General features: G+C 72.5%; 11 protein-coding genes. 7 read left to right on the forward strand and 4 right to left on the reverse strand.

What is annotated here, in order from left to right; genetic code table 11:
* Positions 1 to 152 precede the first annotated feature (152 nt).
* Together ACWGI6_RS25120 and ACWGI6_RS25125 are read right to left on the reverse strand one after the other, a co-directional pair.
* Complete coding sequence (locus ACWGI6_RS25120; protein WP_453269599.1) at positions 153 to 707, reverse strand: SUKH-3 domain-containing protein; 555 nt, start codon at positions 705 to 707, stop codon at positions 153 to 155.
* A gap of 8 nt (positions 708 to 715) precedes the next feature.
* Entirely contained in the window at positions 716 to 1,234 is a 519-nt protein-coding gene (locus tag ACWGI6_RS25125; protein WP_453269600.1) for a YwqJ-related putative deaminase, read from the reverse strand.
* A 321-nt stretch (positions 1,235 to 1,555) separates the two neighbouring features.
* Between ACWGI6_RS25125 and ACWGI6_RS25130 the strand changes: the two genes are divergently transcribed.
* From ACWGI6_RS25130 to ACWGI6_RS25145, 4 genes are all read left to right on the forward strand, one after another.
* Positions 1,556 to 2,563 (forward strand): SMI1/KNR4 family protein, encoded by a 1,008-nt coding sequence (locus tag ACWGI6_RS25130; RefSeq protein ID WP_453269601.1) that lies wholly within the window; start codon positions 1,556 to 1,558, stop codon positions 2,561 to 2,563.
* 5 nt (positions 2,564 to 2,568) lie between these two features.
* Entirely contained in the window at positions 2,569 to 5,526 is a 2,958-nt protein-coding gene (locus ACWGI6_RS25135; protein WP_453269602.1) for an SUKH-4 family immunity protein, read from the forward strand.
* 260 nt (positions 5,527 to 5,786) lie between these two features.
* On the forward strand, positions 5,787 to 6,722 hold the full coding sequence (locus ACWGI6_RS25140) for an LCP family protein (RefSeq protein WP_453269668.1): 936 nt from the start codon (positions 5,787 to 5,789) through the stop codon (positions 6,720 to 6,722).
* A 163-nt stretch (positions 6,723 to 6,885) separates the two neighbouring features.
* The gene (locus tag ACWGI6_RS25145) at positions 6,886 to 7,917 is read left to right on the forward strand and encodes a cellulose-binding protein (protein ID WP_453269603.1); all 1,032 of its coding nucleotides are present in this window, start codon (positions 6,886 to 6,888) and stop codon (positions 7,915 to 7,917) included.
* Positions 7,918 to 7,948: 31 nt separating this feature from the next.
* Here the strand turns inward: ACWGI6_RS25145 and ACWGI6_RS25150 are convergent, their stop codons facing one another.
* On the reverse strand, positions 7,949 to 9,451 hold the full coding sequence (locus ACWGI6_RS25150) for an MFS transporter (protein ID WP_453269669.1): 1,503 nt from the start codon (positions 9,449 to 9,451) through the stop codon (positions 7,949 to 7,951).
* A gap of 500 nt (positions 9,452 to 9,951) precedes the next feature.
* On the opposite strand from ACWGI6_RS25150, the gene ACWGI6_RS25155 reads away from it, so the two are divergent.
* The 3 genes from ACWGI6_RS25155 to ACWGI6_RS25165 all read left to right on the forward strand — a co-directional run bounded on the left by ACWGI6_RS25155 (position 9,952) and on the right by ACWGI6_RS25165 (position 15,297).
* Positions 9,952 to 10,536 (forward strand): phospholipase A2, encoded by a 585-nt coding sequence (locus tag ACWGI6_RS25155; RefSeq protein ID WP_453269604.1) that lies wholly within the window; start codon positions 9,952 to 9,954, stop codon positions 10,534 to 10,536.
* A 191-nt stretch (positions 10,537 to 10,727) separates the two neighbouring features.
* The gene (gene mfd / locus ACWGI6_RS25160) at positions 10,728 to 14,273 is read left to right on the forward strand and encodes a transcription-repair coupling factor (RefSeq protein ID WP_453269605.1); all 3,546 of its coding nucleotides are present in this window, start codon (positions 10,728 to 10,730) and stop codon (positions 14,271 to 14,273) included.
* 685 nt (positions 14,274 to 14,958) lie between these two features.
* Positions 14,959 to 15,297: a helix-turn-helix domain-containing protein gene (locus tag ACWGI6_RS25165; protein ID WP_453269606.1), complete on the forward strand. Its 339-nt coding sequence runs from the start codon at positions 14,959 to 14,961 to the stop codon at positions 15,295 to 15,297.
* A gap of 197 nt (positions 15,298 to 15,494) precedes the next feature.
* Here ACWGI6_RS25165 and ACWGI6_RS25170 read toward each other — a convergent pair whose 3' ends face one another.
* Positions 15,495 to 16,211 (reverse strand): MOSC domain-containing protein, encoded by a 717-nt coding sequence (locus ACWGI6_RS25170; RefSeq protein WP_453269607.1) that lies wholly within the window; start codon positions 16,209 to 16,211, stop codon positions 15,495 to 15,497.
* Positions 16,212 to 16,229: the final 18 nt, after the last annotated feature.

The following is a 16,229-nucleotide window of genomic DNA, read 5'->3' on the forward strand; positions in this document are numbered from 1 at the left end:
CGCCGGAGGCGACACGCGGCCCCCGCCCAACCACCACCCCCGCCGGAGGCGACACCCGGCCCCGCCCAACCACCACCCCCGCCGGAGGCGACACCCGGCCCCCGGCCCACCCCCGCCGAAGGCGGGAAAAGAATCCAGAGAAGCCCACGGCGTCAGCCGTAAGACGCGAAGCCGAGCCGGCTCGGCCGCGCCCCCAACACCAACGTCCCCAGGGCGGTGTCGAGGTCGGGCCCCAGGTACCAGTCGCCGGTGTGGTCGAGGCTGTAGACCCGGCCTTCGGTGTCGATGGCGAGGGTGGCCTGGCTGTAGGTGGTGCCGTCGGCGGTGAGTTCTTCGCGGCCGAGGGGGGCCACGTCGGTTTCCAGTGCGCGGCCGAGGTCGCCGAGGGTGCGGGCGAGGTGGAGCCCGTGCAGGGGGTTGATGGCGAAGGGAGTGGGGGCGATGTGACGCCCGGGGCCGGGGCCGGTGATGTGCAGGTCGCCGAATTCGGCCCAGGCCTCGACGGCGGCGGGGAAGACGGTGTGGCGGTGGCCGGCGGGGGAGGCGTGGGCGCCGAGGGTGTCGGCCCAGTGTTCCGCCTGCTTTATGTCCCAGCGGCCGGGTTGCCAGCCGGCTTCCTGGAGGGCGACGTCGACGGCGGCGGGGAAGCGGGTCGAGTCGGCGCGGTCGTGGGCGGGGCTGCGGGGGCCGGGGGCGGTGGGCGGCATGGTGGCGGTCAGCTTCCTGTGGGCGTGGTGCCGCTGATGGGCATGACGCCGAAGTGGGCGAGGAGTGCGTCGCAGGAGCGACAGGGCGGGGCGTAGCTGCCGTGCTCGGGGTCGCCGGCCTCGCGGATATGGCATGCGGTGATCTTGGAGTGTTTCAGGGAGCGGCGGGCTTCGCCATTGGTGAGGGCTTTGCGGGAGGCGCGTTTGCTGCGGTTGCTCTCGACGGCGGTGAGGTGGCGGGAGAGCAGGACGGCTTCGGGGCAGCGTCCGGTGAAACGTTCGCGCTGTGGGGTGGGGAGGGTGTCGAGGAAGTCCTGGACCAGGGGGTGCAGGGCGGGGGGCTGTTCCGCCTTGCTCGCGGTGCAGGTGAGGGTTTGTCCGCGTACGGACAGGGCGGCACCGATGGTGGGGAGGATGCCGTCGCGGCGGTGGTGGAGGGCGGGCGCGCGATGATCGTCGGCGGTGCCGCTCCAGCCGATGCGGGGGTCGCCGGCGGCTGAGTTGTGGTGGTGTGCAGTGGTGCTCATGGTGGTGCTTTCCCTCCCCGAATCCCCGTGGTGCTGGGGGTCCCCCCGCCGTAGGTGGGGGAGGGTCAGCCTGCCAAATGTGCTGGGTGTTGCGGTAGTCGGGCGGCCTGTCGGGGATGTCACGGCGAGCTGACGGGGCGTCGGCCAGGGCGGAACGCGGCTGGTGGGCGGGGTGGTGCGCGGGGGGCTCGGGGGTGGTGTGGCGGTGGGTGACGCCGGTGTGTCGCGGGGCTGACGTGTGGGGGCAGGCGGGCGGGGGAGGGTGTTGCGGTACGGCATAGGCTGTGCCCCAAAGCCAGCTTCAGCCAGGGGGCAACCGCGATGACGACAAGTCGGCAAGGGCTGGGGGCACTCCCCGGCCCCCGGGCGGCGGGAGACGCCGCCCCACCGAATACCGCCTATGCCGGACAGGTCGTGCATTTTCCGGACCCGGTCCGTGCCACGCGGTACCCCGCCGGCGTGCGGGTGGACGAGCGCGGTTTCCCGGAGTTCTCGCCGTATGCGCGCGCCGCGGCGGAGATCGCCGAGCCGCCGGAGGGTTTCGGCGTCGACGAGCTGCGGCTGACGGACTATGTGTCGGCGAATGCGGCCTTGCACGCGCAGGGGCACGAACTGTGGATAGATGTGCCGGCGGTGGCGACGCCGCACGGCTGGACCTGGCATCACGTGGCCGGTACGCGGCGGATGGAGCTGATCCCGGTCGAGGTGAAGGCGCTGTTGCGCCATCACGGCGGGCTGGCGACGACTGCGGTGGCGCACGACAAGCGTGGTACCCGGCCGCTGCAGGAGACCCGGCCGGTGCATTTCGGGCTGCCGCACCGTGAGCTGTCGGTGGGTGAGGAGCAGGTGGCGCAGGCCGAGGAGGCGCTGGGCTACCGGCTGCCGGGTGCCTACCGGTCGTTCCTGAAGGCCGCGGGCGGCTGTGCTCCGGTGGGTGCGGCGCTGGACCCGGAGCTGGGGCTGCTGGTCGACCAGCCGTTCTTCACGGTGCGCGATGACGCGGCGGTCAATGATCTGGTCTATGTGAACAAGTGTCTGCGGGACCACTTCTCCAAGGACTATCTGGGCGTGGCGTTCGTCCAGGGCGGTGTGGTCGCGGTGAAGGTGCGCGGCGAGGCGCTCGGTTCGGTGTGGTTCTGTCCGTACGACGATGCGCGGGATCAGGACGGGTGGACGGTGCAGGAGCGGGTGGAGCGGCTGCTGTTGCCGTGCGGCGCGGATTTCGATGACTTTCTGCAGCGGCTGGCGGGCAATCCGCCGGAGCTGGACACCGTGGCGAACCTGATGGTCGACGGCGGTTTTGCGTACGCGGTTGCGGTGGGGGGCTGAGCACGGTGGTGACGTTCGCGCAGGCGCAGGAGCGCGCGGAGCAGTGGGTGAACGGTGAGGTGCCGGCGCCGCTGCATCGTGAGGTGCGGGTGCGGGAGTTCGATCTGGGCTTTGTGGCCTGGGCCGAGGACCGGGAGGGCGGTCCGTCGACGGACGGCGGCCGGGCCCGGATGGTGATCGCCCGGGACAGCGGGGAGACGACGCTGTGGCCGGGGCTGCCGGTGGGTGAGGTGATCCGGCGTTATGAGGAGGAGTACGGCGCCCCCGTGGACGGCGGGTACGGCGCGGCCGAGGCGCAGCCGCAGCGGATCGATCTGGAGGCCACGTCGTTTCTGCTGACGCCGCCGGAGTGGCTGCAGGAGGCGGCGGATGCGATCGGCATTTCGGACCGGCGGGGGGCCGCGGGGGCTGCGGGATCCACGGGATCCGCGGGTGAGGCCCCGGCGGCTTCCCCGGCGCCGGCGCCCGCTGTCGCGCCGTCGGCCTCGGACGCCTGGGCCGGGGTGAGCGTCAACGGCGCCGACGGTGGGGCCACCCCGTCCGGCGCGGAGGCGGCCCCGGGGCCGGGTGCCGATGCTTCCGGGGCGTCGACGCCGTGGGCCGGGACGGACACGACCGCCGGCACGGGGGGCGAGGACCGGTCGGTGGGGCTGCCCGCGACGGTCTTCGCGCCGCCACTGGCCGGTTTCGACGAGGAGGACGGCACTCCCTCGACGCCGCGCGCCCGGCCGGAGGCCAAGACCGAACTGCTGCACGGCGGCAGTCAGTTGCCGCGTACCCAGGTGGCACCCGCGCTGGGGCTGCCGGACGAGGCCGGGCCCGAGGCCGGTCAGGCGCGCCCGGCCGGCGGGCCCGGTGGCGTTGCCGTGCCGCCGCCGATGCCTGCTGCGTCGCCTGCCGTGGGCGGGCTGCCGGATCTGCCGCCGCCGTCCGGGCCGCCGGTCGTCGACGTACCGCCGCCGCCGGGTACCGGTGCGTCCGGTGCCGGTACGCCCGGCGCGGCCGGGCCCGGCGTGCCCGGTCCCGGGGTGCCGCCCGCCCCGCCCGCGGGCGGTGGGGTGCATGCCGCGGCGACGATGCTGGCCGACGGTTCGTCGCTGCCCGGTAACGCCGCCGCGGGTCCGCCGCCGCCTCCGGGCGTGCCCGGTCCCCCCGGCGCAGGACGTGGCGGGGCACCGCAGGACCCGGCGCAGGCCGCCGCGGCCGATACGGGGAAGGCCGAGGTGCGCCCGCCCGGCGGGCCTGCGGCGTCCGGCCCCGGTGCGCCCGGTGCCCCGGCGGGTGGCTATGTACCGACGCAGCTGGTCTCGCAGCTGGATGCGGCGGATCTGGATCTCAGCGCGGTGGACGGGCCGGGCGGGACGGGTGCGGCGGGTGGTTCCGACGGGGCCGGTGCTTCGGGTTCCGGTTCCGCTTCCGGCGGCACGGGTTCCCCCGGCTCCGGTGGGGTGCATGCCGCGGCGACGATGCTCGCCGACGGCGCGTCCCTGCAGGCCGGTCTCGCGGGTGCGGGCGGGCCGGGCGGCGGTGCCGGCGGCCCCGGTGTACCGCCGCCACCCGGTCCTCCCGGCCCGCCCGGTGCACCCAAGCCGCCCGGCCCGCCCGGTGCTCCCAAGCCTCCCGGCCCGCCCGGCAGGCCCTCCGCGTCCGCCGGCGGCCGGGGTTCCGGCGGCCAGAACGGTCCGCCGCCGCCCTCCGCCCCGCCGCCCGTCGCGGGCGGCACCGGTGGCGGTGGGGTGCACGCCGCGGCGACGATGCTCGCCGATGGTGCGGCGCTGCCCGGCGGCGGGCCGGGCGGTCCCGGTGGCCCCGGTACGCCGGGCGCTGCGGGTATGCCGCCGTCGGCCGGGCCCGGCGTCCCGCCCCCGCCCGGTCAGCCCGCCCCGCCCGGACCGGTGCCGGGTCCGCCCGCCGCGCAGGGCCCCGGTGGCCAGGTCCCCGGCGGCGCGTACGGCTATCCGCAGGCGCCCAGCGGTCAGCCGACCGTCGGCCCGGGCTATATGGCCGTACTGAGCTATCGCGCGCCGGACGGCTCCGAGCAGAAGATCGTGCGTCGTTCGGCGCCCGGTACACCGCATCCGGAGTGGCAGCTGCTGCACGAGCTGCGCGGGATGAACATCCCCCCGCAGCAGGTGCTGGAGCTGCACACGGAGCTGGAGTGCTGTGATCTGCCGGGTGGCTACTGCGCCCGGATGATCCGGGACAACTGGCCGCAGGTGCGGATCAGCCATACCGCCGCGTACGGCAGGGACCATGGCTCGCGCCAGCAGGGCGTACGGCATCTCGTTGAGCATCAGGGCGAGTTGCACCAGGTCGCGGACGGCCCGGCGCGGCCGGCTCCGGTGCGGGTGCCGTTGCCGCACCCGTCGCAGGTGCAGCCGGTGCCCCCGGCGCCGCCGCAGGCGATCGGGCAGGAGCTGGAGCAGGCGTTCGGGCCGCAGGGGATCTTCCGTTTCGATCAGCGGGCGGTCTCCCGGCACGGGGTGCCCGATGTGGTGGCGCAGACGCTGGTGTGGTCCGGGCTGCCGGTCGACTTCGGGCCGTTCTTCTGGGCGCAGGCGCAGCCGGGCCGTCCGGTGCCGACGCTGGCGGAGCTGGCGGCGGAGCGCATGGTGCAGCCGGCCTCGGACGCCGGTTCGTATCTGGTGATGGGCAATGACTTCGGCCGTCAGCTGTGTGTCCAGTACGGGACCGCGCACATCGTGGCGGTGCCGATGGAGGCCGGTCCGGGCGGTGCGCCCGCGACGCCGCAGTTCGTGAACTCCGGTCTGCCGGAGTTTGCGCGCTGTCTGGCGATGCTGGGGCGGATGTGGCGGCTGCGGTACGGGCTGACGCCCGAGCAGGCGGGCCGTTGGACCGTCGACTTCCAGGCGCAGCTGGTCGCGCTGGATCCGCCCGCGCTGGGTTCGCCGGAGACCTGGTGGTCGGTGCTGCTGGAGCAGATGTGGGACGGGCTGCTGTAGGAGCGGCGGCGGGGCGCAACCGGCCCCGGCGGCAGGCGCCGCGGTAGCGACATGGTCAGGGCGCTCGACCTGCGGGACGGGTCGGGTGCCCTGACCATGCGTATATGGGCCGTCCGATACCCCCGTTGTCGCAGTCGTCGCCGTCGCCGTCGCTGTACCGGGCGGGGCGGCCGCGCTGGTGGCACCGGCGGCGCACGGCCAGGTCGCTGCGCGGTCCGGGCCCGCCCCGGCGCCGGTGGGCATGGCTGGTCTGGCTCCTGGTGACGCTGCTGGTGCTGGTCATCGCGGTGGTCGCGGTCGGGGCGTGGCTGTATGTCTCGGCGGGGCGGCAGCTGCGGCACATGGATGCGCTGGGCGATTACCCGGGGCGGCCGGCCGTGGGCAAGGGCACGAACTGGCTGCTGGTCGGCTCGGACAGCCGTGCCGCGCTGACCCCGCGGCAGCGCAAGGATCTGCATGTCGGCAACAACCAGGTGCGCAACACCGACACGATCATGGTGCTGCACTACGGCGATCACGGCCCCTCGCTGGTCAGCCTGCCGCGCGACAGCTATGTCCCGATACCGGGCTACGGCAGCCGGAAGATCAACGAGGCCTATGCGGACGGCGGCCCCCAGCTGCTCACCCGAACGGTGGAGCAGGCGACCGGGCTGCGGATCGACCGCTATGCCGAGGTGAACTTCCTGGGGTTCGTGCAGGTTGTGGACGCGCTGGACGGTGTGCGGCTGTGTCTGGACAAGCCGCTGCGGGACGAGAAGTCGGGGGCGGACTTCCCGGCGGGCTGCCGGCGGATGAACGGCACACAGGCGCTGGCGTACGTACGGGCGCGGTATGCCGACCCCGACGGTGACCTCGGACGGGTGAAGCGCCAACGGCAATTGCTCGGTGCGGTTGCCGACGGGATGGCTTCCCCGGACGTCTACCTCGATCCCTCCCGGCTGAAGCATGTGCTGGACACCTCGCTGGCGGCGCTGACCGTCGACGAGGGCGCGGACATGGCGCGGGTGCTGGATATGGGCTGGTCGATGAAGCAGATCGCCGGGGGCGACGGCACGGCGACGACGGTTCCGGTGATCCGGCCAGGGGTGATGGTGAGCGGTGTCGGGTCGGTGCTGCAGTGGGACGAAACCGGGGCGAGGCGGTTGTTCCAGGCGCTGCGCGCCGATGATCGGATTCCGACTTCTGGCAATAAATAACGCATCCTGGTGGGGGGATTGGGCGGAGTGTCGCGAGGATGCGACTTCGGCACGATCTCCGGGAAGTGCGCGTAACTGCACAGTGCCGCACGGAAACATGCGAAATGAAGCGGAACGCTGCGGGTCGCGCGACTGCTGTGCGCGGCGGAGAGGGGCTTGAGGGATGAGTGCATCGGTTTCGCCTCACGGGTTCGAGGCCGTACGAGGGCGTGGCTACCGGCCGGAGGATGTGGACCGCCGCCTCACGGGGCTCTCGGTGGACCGCGACTCCTGCTGGGAGCGCGCCGCACGGCTCACCGTTCTGTCCAAGGAGATGGAGGCCGAACTCGGGGAGCTGCGTGCCTATCTGGCGCAGCAGCCGCCGCAGACGTATGAGTCGCTGGGCAGAGAGGCCCGGCTGATCCTGACGACCGCGGAGTCCGAGGCGGCGCGGCTGCGGGGCGAGGCGGAGCAGGCGGCCGGGCAGACGCGTGGCGCGGCCGCCGCCCATGCGGATGAGGTCCGGGACGCGGCCGAGCGGGCGGCTTACGCCCTGCGGGCCGAGGCGGACACCCGGGCCCGGCGTACGGAGCGGGCGGCGCGCGGTGAGGTCACGGAGCTGGCGGCCGTGGCGGCCGAAGACGCCGAGCGGCTGCGGAGCGAGGCGGCCGAGGGGCTGGCGGAGGTGCACCGGCGCACCGTGCAGTTGCTGCGCGACCAGGAGAAGCGGCAGGCGGAGGAGTGGGACGCGGCCGGGCGGGAACTCGTGGCGCTGGAGGCGGAGACGGACCGGTGCGTCGCGGAGATGGATGCCCGCGGCAAGGCCGTACGCGTCGACGCCCGGCAGCTGTACGCGGAGGCGGAGGAGGCTGCCCGGCACCGTCAGCAGGACGGCGAGGACCGCGCCGCCGGACTGCTGTCCCAGGCACGGGCGGAGGTGGAACGCATCGAGCGGTCCACGGAGCGGATCCTGCGCGAACACGACGCGGAGCGCGAGGAGGTACGCGTCCATATGACCCATGTCCGCAACAGCCTGGCGGTGCTCACCGGGAAGGCACCGGCGGCGGAGGGGCACGACGAGGACACCGGGCGGGCACTGGGCGGCGGACGGGACGCTGCCCTCGGCTTCGGCGCCGCCGGTTCCGGCCCCGAGGGGCAGGACGTCGACACCCTGGAGGCGCAACTGCCGCGCCGGGGCGGCGGTTCGGGCGCCTGACCTCACCGGCCGCCCACGCCGGGGACCGGCCCTACGGCCTGCCCGGTTCGCCCTCGCCCGTACCGCCGGCGTCCGTGTGCACCGGGAAGTGCCGCGGTGCCAGCAGCAACAGCGCGGCCAGCGCGAGCGCGGCGGCCGCGGCGGCGCCGAGGTAGACGTGGTCGACCGTGGTGTCGACGGCGCGGCGGAGGTAGTCGGTGGCGTGGGCGGTGAGGGCGCCGGGGTGCTGGAGGGTGTGCGAGACCGCGTCGAGGTCGCCGGGCAGGCCGGGGCGGATGTCCGAAGGGGCGTGGGCGAGGCGGTCGTTGAGGGTGGCGTTGGCGAGGGCGCCGAAGAGCGCGGCGCCGAGGGACTGCCCGACCTGGCGGCAGAAGAGTATGGAGGCGGTGGCGGTGCCGCGCTCGGCGTAGCCGACCGAGGACTGGACGCCGATGATCAGCGGGAGTTGGAAGAGGCCGAGGGCCGCGCCGAGCGCCAGCATGATCAGGGCGGGCTGCCAGGCCGCGCCGGGGTAGGGCAGCAGGGGGAAGGCGAGCAGGATCAGACCGGCCGCGCCGATGCCGAGCACGGCGCACGTGCGGATGCCGAGGCGGTTGTAGACGTGGCTGCTCAAGGCGGCCGACACCGGCCAGCTCAGGGTCATGACGGAGAGCACGAAGCCGGCGGCCGTCGGGCCCAGGCCCAGTACCGCCTGCGCGTAGGTGGGCAGGAACACGGTCGGCGCGACCATCAGCAGGCCCAGGGCGCCGAGGGCGAGGTTGACGGCGGAGATGGTGCGGCGGCGCCAGACCCAGCCCGGGATGATCGGTTCCGCGGCACGGCGTTCGATGACGACGGTGAGCGTGGCGCACAGCGCGCTGCCGGCGAACAGCAGCAGCGACGGCGCGGAGAGCCAGGCCCAGGCCACACCGCCCTGGACCAGGGCGGTCAGCAGCAGCCCGCCACAGGCGAAGATCGCCAGCGCGCCCGGCCAGTCGACCCGCGGGCGGTGGACCCGGGAGCCCTCCCCGGCCCGTTCCTGCTCGGAGAAGTACCGCACGATCAGCCAGAGGGCCACCGCCCCCACCGGCAGATTGACCACGAAGATCCACCGCCAGTCGGCGTAGGCGGCGAGCAGCCCGCCCAGCGCGGGTCCGGCGACCGACGAGGTGGCCCAGACGCTGGAGAGCCTGGCCTGGATCTTGGGGCGTTCCTTCATCGGGTAGAGGTCGGCGGCGATGGTCTGGACGGTGCCCTGGAGGGCGCCGCCGCCCAGGCCCTGGACCACGCGGAAGGCGATCAGCGAGGCCATGTTCCAGGCGCCCGCGCAGGCCAGTGAGCCGGCGAGGAAGAGCCCGATGCCGGTGATCAGGATGGGCTTGCGGCCGAAGGTGTCGGAGAGCTTGCCGTAGACGGGCAGGGTGACGGTGACGGCCAGCAGATAGCCGGAGAAGAGCCAGGAGAAGACCGCGAAGCCGCCGAGGTCGCCGACGATCTGGGGGATGGCGGTGGCGATGATCGTCGAGTCGAGCGCGGCCAGCGCCATACCGAGCATGAGGGCGGCGACGACGGGGCGGCGCCGCGGGTCCGCGGCCGCCGGGCCCGCCGTCCGCACGGCATCACGTTCGCTGTGGCCGGCAGGTCGCGCGCTGTGGCTCACCGTTCCCCCTCCGCAGGTCCTTGTACGCTGCACCCTTCCATGCGGGGGGCGGAGTGCGGAACCGCACTTCCGGGCCGACGCGACTCAGCGGGCTCGGGGACGCGTCGAGTGGGCGTCCGTGACGCGAGGGGTGTCTCAGGTCACAGTGGTGCACGCACGGCGGGGATTCATGTGCATTGAACCCGCTTTGCGCACCGGGCGCATCCGGACATAGTGATCGAGTTGGCTATTAATTCACCATGTCCGTCCTTGCGGAATCTGAGGTTCCTTTGAGGATATGCGCAGGCATTTCCTTTAATTCCCGCTGAAGCACCGCACGGCCGCGCTATTTTCCCTCCCGAAGCCGATTTCGGACTCGGCTTCCCATGCAGCATGAAATCGGGGAAGGGAAACAAGTGAACAAGATACGGACCTCTTTCGGAGGTGTCGTACTGGCCGGTGTCCTCGCTCTGGGGACGGCGGCACCCGCGCTCGCCGCGGCGCCGGCGGAGGCGGCGGTCAAGGCCGGACCGTCCCTCGTGGCGCAGCGGGCCTCCGCGGCGGACGTGACCGGTCCCGCGGTCGGCGGGGCGTACCGGCTGCGGAAGCTCAAGTCGCTGACCAGCAAGGGCCAGGCGTCCCGGCAGGACTGGTACAAGTACCTCGGGCTGTACCGCTCGGGCTCGAACTACTTCCGGTTCAACTGGACCACCAACGGCTGCAACAGCTCGCCGGAGAAGCTGCCGGGCGGCTACGACTTCACCTACTCCTGCTACCGCCACGACTTCGGTTACCGCAACTACAAAACCATTGTGGGGAAGACCGCATGGCGCAGGGATCACAAGAAGCGTATCGATGAGGTATTCCTGCAGGACATGCGCCAGGCCTGCCAGTACAAGCCCTGGGCCGACCCGCTCACCCCGGCGATGCGGAAGAAAATGAAGGCCGCATGCCTCAAGACCGCGAACAAGTACTACGCCGCGGTCAGGGTCGCCGGCTGACCTCCGCCGCTCACGGCTGACGGCGCGCGCCGCGGCCGGGAGCGCGACCCCGGCGCGCGCTGTCCGGCGCGCCGGGGCCGTCCCGGGCTTGCGGCCCGCCCGGGTGACGGGCGGGCGTACGCTTGGCAACCCCGGCCCGTGAGACGTGTCGGGCTGCTGTGTTGTTCGCCTCGCTGGGACGGAACCTTCTGATGAGCCTGACTGGTCTGCTCGACGCCGTCGTACGGGACCCGGCGCTCGCCGAAGCGCTGCAGGCCGCGGCCGACGGGAACCGGCCGCATGTGGATCTGGTGGGACCGCCCGCCGCCCGCCCGCTCGCGGTCGCCGCGCTGGCCCGGGAGTCCGGCCGCCCGGTGCTCGCGGTGACCGCCACCGGCCGGGAGGCGGAGGATCTCGCCGCCGCCCTGCGCAGCCTCATGCCGGCCGGCGAGGACAACTCCGTCGTGGAGTTCCCGTCCTGGGAGACACTGCCGCACGAGCGGCTCTCGCCGCGCTCGGACACCGTCGGCCGGCGCCTCGCGGTGCTGCGCCGGCTCGCCCACCCGCGCCAGGACGACCCGACGGCAGGCCCCGTCTCCATCGTCGTCGCCCCCATCCGCTCCGTGCTCCAGCCGCAGGTCAAGGGCCTGGGCGACCTGGAGCCCGTCAGTCTGCGCACCGGCCGGAGCGCCGACCTCGAAGAGATCGTCGACGGCCTGGCGGCGGCCGCGTACGCGCGCGTCGAGCTGGTCGAGAAGCGCGGCGAGTTCGCCGTCCGCGGCGGGATCCTGGACGTCTTCCCGCCGACCGAGGAGCATCCGCTGCGGGTGGAGTTCTGGGGCGACGACATCGAGGAGATCCGCTACTTCAAGGTCGCCGACCAGCGGTCCCTGGAGGTCGCCGAGCACGGCCTGTGGGCGCCGCCGTGCCGTGAGCTGCTGCTGACCGACGACGTCCGGGAGCGGGCCGCGGCGCTCGCCGAGCAGCATCCCGAGCTGGGCGAGCTGCTCGGCAAGATCGCCGAGGGGATCGCCGTCGAGGGCATGGAGTCGCTGGCTCCGGTCCTGGTGGACGACATGGAGCTGCTGCTGGACGTGCTGCCCGCCGGGAGCATGACGATGGTGTGCGACCCGGAGCGGGTGCGTAGCCGGGCTGCCGACCTGGTGGCGACGAGCCAGGAGTTCCTGCAGGCGTCCTGGGCGGCGAGCGCCGGCGGGGGAGCGGCGCCGATCGACGTGGGCGCGGCCTCCCTGTGGGGCCTCGCGGACGTCCGGGACCGGGCGCGCGAGCTGGGGATGATGTGGTGGTCGGTCAGCCCCTTCGCGGCCGACGAGGAGCTGGTGACGGACGGCGACACCCTCAAGCTGGGCATGCACGCCCCCGACACCTACCGCGGTGACACCCAGCGGGCGCTGGCCGACACCAAGCAGTGGCTGGCCGACGGCTGGCGCACCCTGTTCCTCACCGAGGGACACGGCCCGGCGGCCCGCACCGTCGAGGTCCTCGGCGGCGAGGGCATCCCCGCCCGCCTGGACGCCGACCTCACGGAGATCTCCCCGTCCGTCGTCCATGTCTCCTGCAGCTCCCTCGACAACGGCTTCATCGACCCGGCGCTCCGGCTCGCCGTCCTCACCGAGACCGACCTCTCCGGCCAGAAGGCGGCCGGCAAGGACGCGGCGCGGATGCCGGCCCGCCGCCGCAAGACCATCGACCCGCTGACCCTGCAGGCCGGCGACTTCATCGTGCACGAGCAGCACGGTGTGGGCCGCTACATCGAGATGGTGCAGCGCACGGTCCAGGGCGCCACCCGCGAATACCTCCTCGTCGAGTACGCGCCCGCCAAGCGCGGCCAGCCCGGCGACCGCCTCTACATCCCCACCGACCAGCTGGAGCAGGTCACCAAGTACGTGGGCGGCGAGGCCCCCACCCTGCACCGGCTCGGCGGCGCCGACTGGACCAAGACCAAGGCGCGCGCCAAGAAGGCCGTCAAGGAGATCGCCGCCGACCTCATCAAGCTGTACTCCGCCCGGATGGCGGCGCCCGGCCACACCTTCGGCCCGGACACCCCCTGGCAGCGCGAGCTGGAGGACGCCTTCCCGTACGCGGAGACGCCCGACCAGCTCACCACCATCGCCGAGGTCAAGGAGGACATGGAGAAGTCGGTCCCCATGGACCGCCTGATCTGCGGCGACGTCGGCTACGGCAAGACCGAGATCGCGGTCCGCGCCGCCTTCAAGGCGGTCCAGGACGGCAAGCAGGTGGCGGTCCTGGTCCCGACCACCCTCCTCGTGCAGCAGCACCTGGGCACCTTCAACGAGCGCTACGGCCAGTTCCCGGTCAACGTCCGGGCGCTGTCCCGCTTCCAGACCGACGGCGAGGCCAAGGCCGTCCTCGAAGGGCTGCGCGACGGCACCGTCGACCTCGTCATCGGCACCCACCGCCTGTTCTCCTCCGAGACCAAGTTCAAGGACCTGGGCCTGGTCATCGTCGACGAGGAGCAGCGGTTCGGCGTCGAGCACAAGGAGCAGCTGAAGAAGCTCCGCGCCAACGTCGACGTCCTCACCATGTCCGCCACGCCCATCCCCCGCACCCTGGAGATGGCGGTGACGGGTATCCGCGAGATGTCCACGATCACCACCCCGCCCGAGGAGCGGCACCCGGTCCTCACCTTCGTCGGACCGTACGAGCAGAAGCAGATCGGCGCCGCCATCCGCCGTGAACTCCTGCGCGAGGGCCAGGTCTTCTACATCCACAACCGCGTCGAGTCCATCGACCGCGCCGCCGCCCGGCTCCGCGAGATCGTGCCCGAGGCACGTATCCGGACCGCCCACGGCCAGATGGGCGAGTCGCAGCTGGAGCAGGTCGTCGTCGACTTCTGGGAGAAGAAGTTCGACGTCCTGGTCTCCACCACCATCGTCGAATCCGGCATCGACATCTCCAACGCCAACACCCTGATCGTCGAGCGCGGCGACAACTTCGGTCTCTCCCAGCTCCACCAGCTGCGCGGGCGGGTGGGCCGCGGCCGCGAGCGCGGCTACTCCTACTTCCTCTACCCGCCCGAGAAGCCGCTGACCGAGACCGCCCACGAGCGGCTGGCGACCATCGCCCAGCACACCGAGATGGGCGCGGGCATGTACGTCGCCATGAAGGACCTGGAGATCCGCGGCGCGGGCAACCTCCTCGGCGGCGAGCAGTCCGGCCATATCGCCGGCGTCGGCTTCGATCTCTATGTACGGATGGTGGGCGAGGCGGTCGCCGACTACCGCGCCTCCCTGGAAGGCGGCGTGGAGGAGGAGCCCCCGCTCGAAGTCAAGATCGAGCTCCCCGTGGACGCCCACGTCCCGCACGACTACGCCCCCGGCGAGCGGCTGCGCCTCCAGGCGTACCGGGCCATCGCCTCCGCCTCCTCGGAGGAGGACGTCGCGGCCGTCCGCGAGGAGCTGGTCGACCGGTACGGCAAGCTGCCCGAGCCCGTCGAGAATCTGCTGCTGGTCGCCGGGCTGCGCATGCTGGCCCGCTCCTGCGGCGTCTCGGACATCACCCTGCAGGGCTCCAACGTCCGCTTCGGCCCGGTGGAGTTGCGCGAGTCGCAGGAGCTGCGGCTCAAGCGGCTGTACCCCCGTACGGTCCTCAAGCCGGCCACCCGCCAGATCCTGGTACCGCGCCCGACCACCGGAAAGATCGGCGGCAAGCCGCTGGTCGGCCGCGAACTGCTGTCGTGGGTCGGGGAGTTCTTGACCACGATCCTCGGCTCGTAGGCGCTCGGCACCGGCCGTTGGGCCCAGCCGGGCGGGCCGTTGGGCTCCGCCGGCGGAGTCGGCCGGCACGCTGCCGCCGCGGTTTCCCGAGGGCGGTGATTGTCAGTGGTCGCGGTGAGAATTGCCGGTATGACGCGGACGGTTCACACGGAAGCCGAGCGCCGCACCCTGCGCGGTAGCGGGGGCGGCGCTCCTCGGGTTTCCGTCGATTCTTCCGCTGATGTCCGGCAGTTTCTGAGTATGCGTCACCTTCCTGCGCCGTCGGCGAATAATGCCCCGCCAAACCATTCGTCATCGCAGGTCAACTGGTGTGTGCTGAGGTCGTGAAGGGGTTTGTGAAGTAAGTACGGGTACTCATGCGGGTCGCTTCGGCGGATGTGACGGTGGTGTCGACGGGGGCTGGGGAAGGCGAATGGGTACGGGGCAGGCCGGCGCGGGGACGCCGGGGAGCCGATGCACCGTTCGGGATCCTGCTTCCGGCGCCATGCGGGAGGGAGGAGGTGCTCCTACCGAGGAGGGCCTGGGTGTCACGGCACTCAGGCGTTCGGCAGTGGCAGTGGCAGTGGGTTGGGGCCGGAACCCGGACCGGGGGACCGTGCCGGACCACTGACGCGCAATCAGGGCCCGACCTGGCGGTGTTCCACCTTGCCGGGCCCGGACCAGGGGGAAAACAATGAAGACGTCCTTGCGTGCACGGGACGGTATGCCCTGTCCGTACCAGGGGTCTGACGACGGCCCGCTCGAAGGCCCGGTGGATCTCAGCCGGTTGACCGAGCGGGAGAAGCAGGTGCTCCTGCTCCTGGGCGGCGGGCCGACCAACGGCCAACTGTCCCGCCGGCTGAAGATCTCCGAGCGGACGGTCAAGGCACATATCTCGCGCATCCTGATCAAGATAGGCAAGAGCTCCCGGCTGCAGGCCGCCGTGGTCTCCGTACTCCACCACCATCAGTTGTGCCCGTCACCGAGCTGCCGGTGGAGCCTTGCGGCCGGCTCGTCAACCCATGACACGGCGTCTGCTGCGTGACACATCGGCGGCCTGACGGATCCGCGGCCTGACGGATCCGCGGCTTGATGGATCCGCTGTCTGACGGATCCGATGTCTGATGGATCCGCTGTCTGCCGGGAACGCCCGGCATCCGGCGACCGGCATGAGGCTGGGCCCGCCGCGCACCACGCGCACCACGCGCAGCGGGCCCAGCGGCGCGTGCCGGGGAGGGTGCTTCAGGTCAGTTCGACGGTGTCCCCGAGTCGTACACGTCCCGGCCGTGCGACCGTGGCCAGGGCGTCCAGCCGCATGTCGTGTGCCTGGGCAATGACTCGCAGGACCAGCGCGGAGTGCGGCAGGTCCTGCTGGGCCTCGTTGGTCATCACGCATCGTTCGCTGGAGCGCTCGAACCGGAGGCACAGGGCGCCGCCGATCCGGGCGGTGCTGCCGAACCACTCGTCCTCCACGAACGGAGGCGTGCCCGGCGGTGTCCTTACCAGCAGGTTCGGCCGGAACCGGCGCTCGTCGACCGGCACGCCGGGAACGGCCGCGCGGACCCAGTCGACGGTGGCGGTGGTCAAGACGCTGAGGGGGAGCTGGTCGAAGTGCGAGACCGCGCCCTCGCGGGCCACTTCGACGTCGTTCCGGCCCAGGTAGTGCCGCACATAGGAGGTCGGGTCCGCTACCGGCTCGCCGTCCGGCGTCAGCAGCTCGGGGGCCTCCGTGGCCGCTCCCCCGGGGTATCGGGACTGCAGTTGCAACAGTCCCGGCATGCGCCGGAACCGGCGCGTGTTCTTGCCCGAGCCGAACTTGCCCTCGGCGTCCCGCACCGCGTAGAGCCGGTCGCCGACGAGGCCCCGGGTATCCACGGCGGCCTCGTCCAACAGCTCACCGCCGGTCGACTTGATGGGGTACCGCCAGATCCGCTCGATCGTGCCGAGCACCGTGCCCATGTCCGTCCCTTCCGCGAG

Source organism: Streptomyces sp. NPDC054786 (assembly GCF_053611685.1).

Excerpts from the sequence above, each read along its gene's own strand:
- mfd (WP_453269605.1), top strand. The coding sequence starts at position 10,728 with ATGAGCCTGACTGGTCTGCTCGACGCCGTCGTACGGGACCCGGCGCTC.
- ACWGI6_RS25125 (WP_453269600.1), bottom strand. The coding sequence starts at position 1,234 with ATGAGCACCACTGCACACCACCACAACTCAGCCGCCGGCGACCCCCGC.
- ACWGI6_RS25145 (WP_453269603.1), top strand. The coding sequence starts at position 6,886 with ATGAGTGCATCGGTTTCGCCTCACGGGTTCGAGGCCGTACGAGGGCGT.
- ACWGI6_RS25150 (WP_453269669.1), bottom strand. The coding sequence starts at position 9,451 with ATGCTCGGTATGGCGCTGGCCGCGCTCGACTCGACGATCATCGCCACC.
- ACWGI6_RS25170 (WP_453269607.1), bottom strand. The coding sequence starts at position 16,211 with ATGGGCACGGTGCTCGGCACGATCGAGCGGATCTGGCGGTACCCCATC.
- ACWGI6_RS25130 (WP_453269601.1), top strand. The coding sequence starts at position 1,556 with ATGACGACAAGTCGGCAAGGGCTGGGGGCACTCCCCGGCCCCCGGGCG.
- ACWGI6_RS25120 (WP_453269599.1), bottom strand. The coding sequence starts at position 707 with ATGCCGCCCACCGCCCCCGGCCCCCGCAGCCCCGCCCACGACCGCGCC.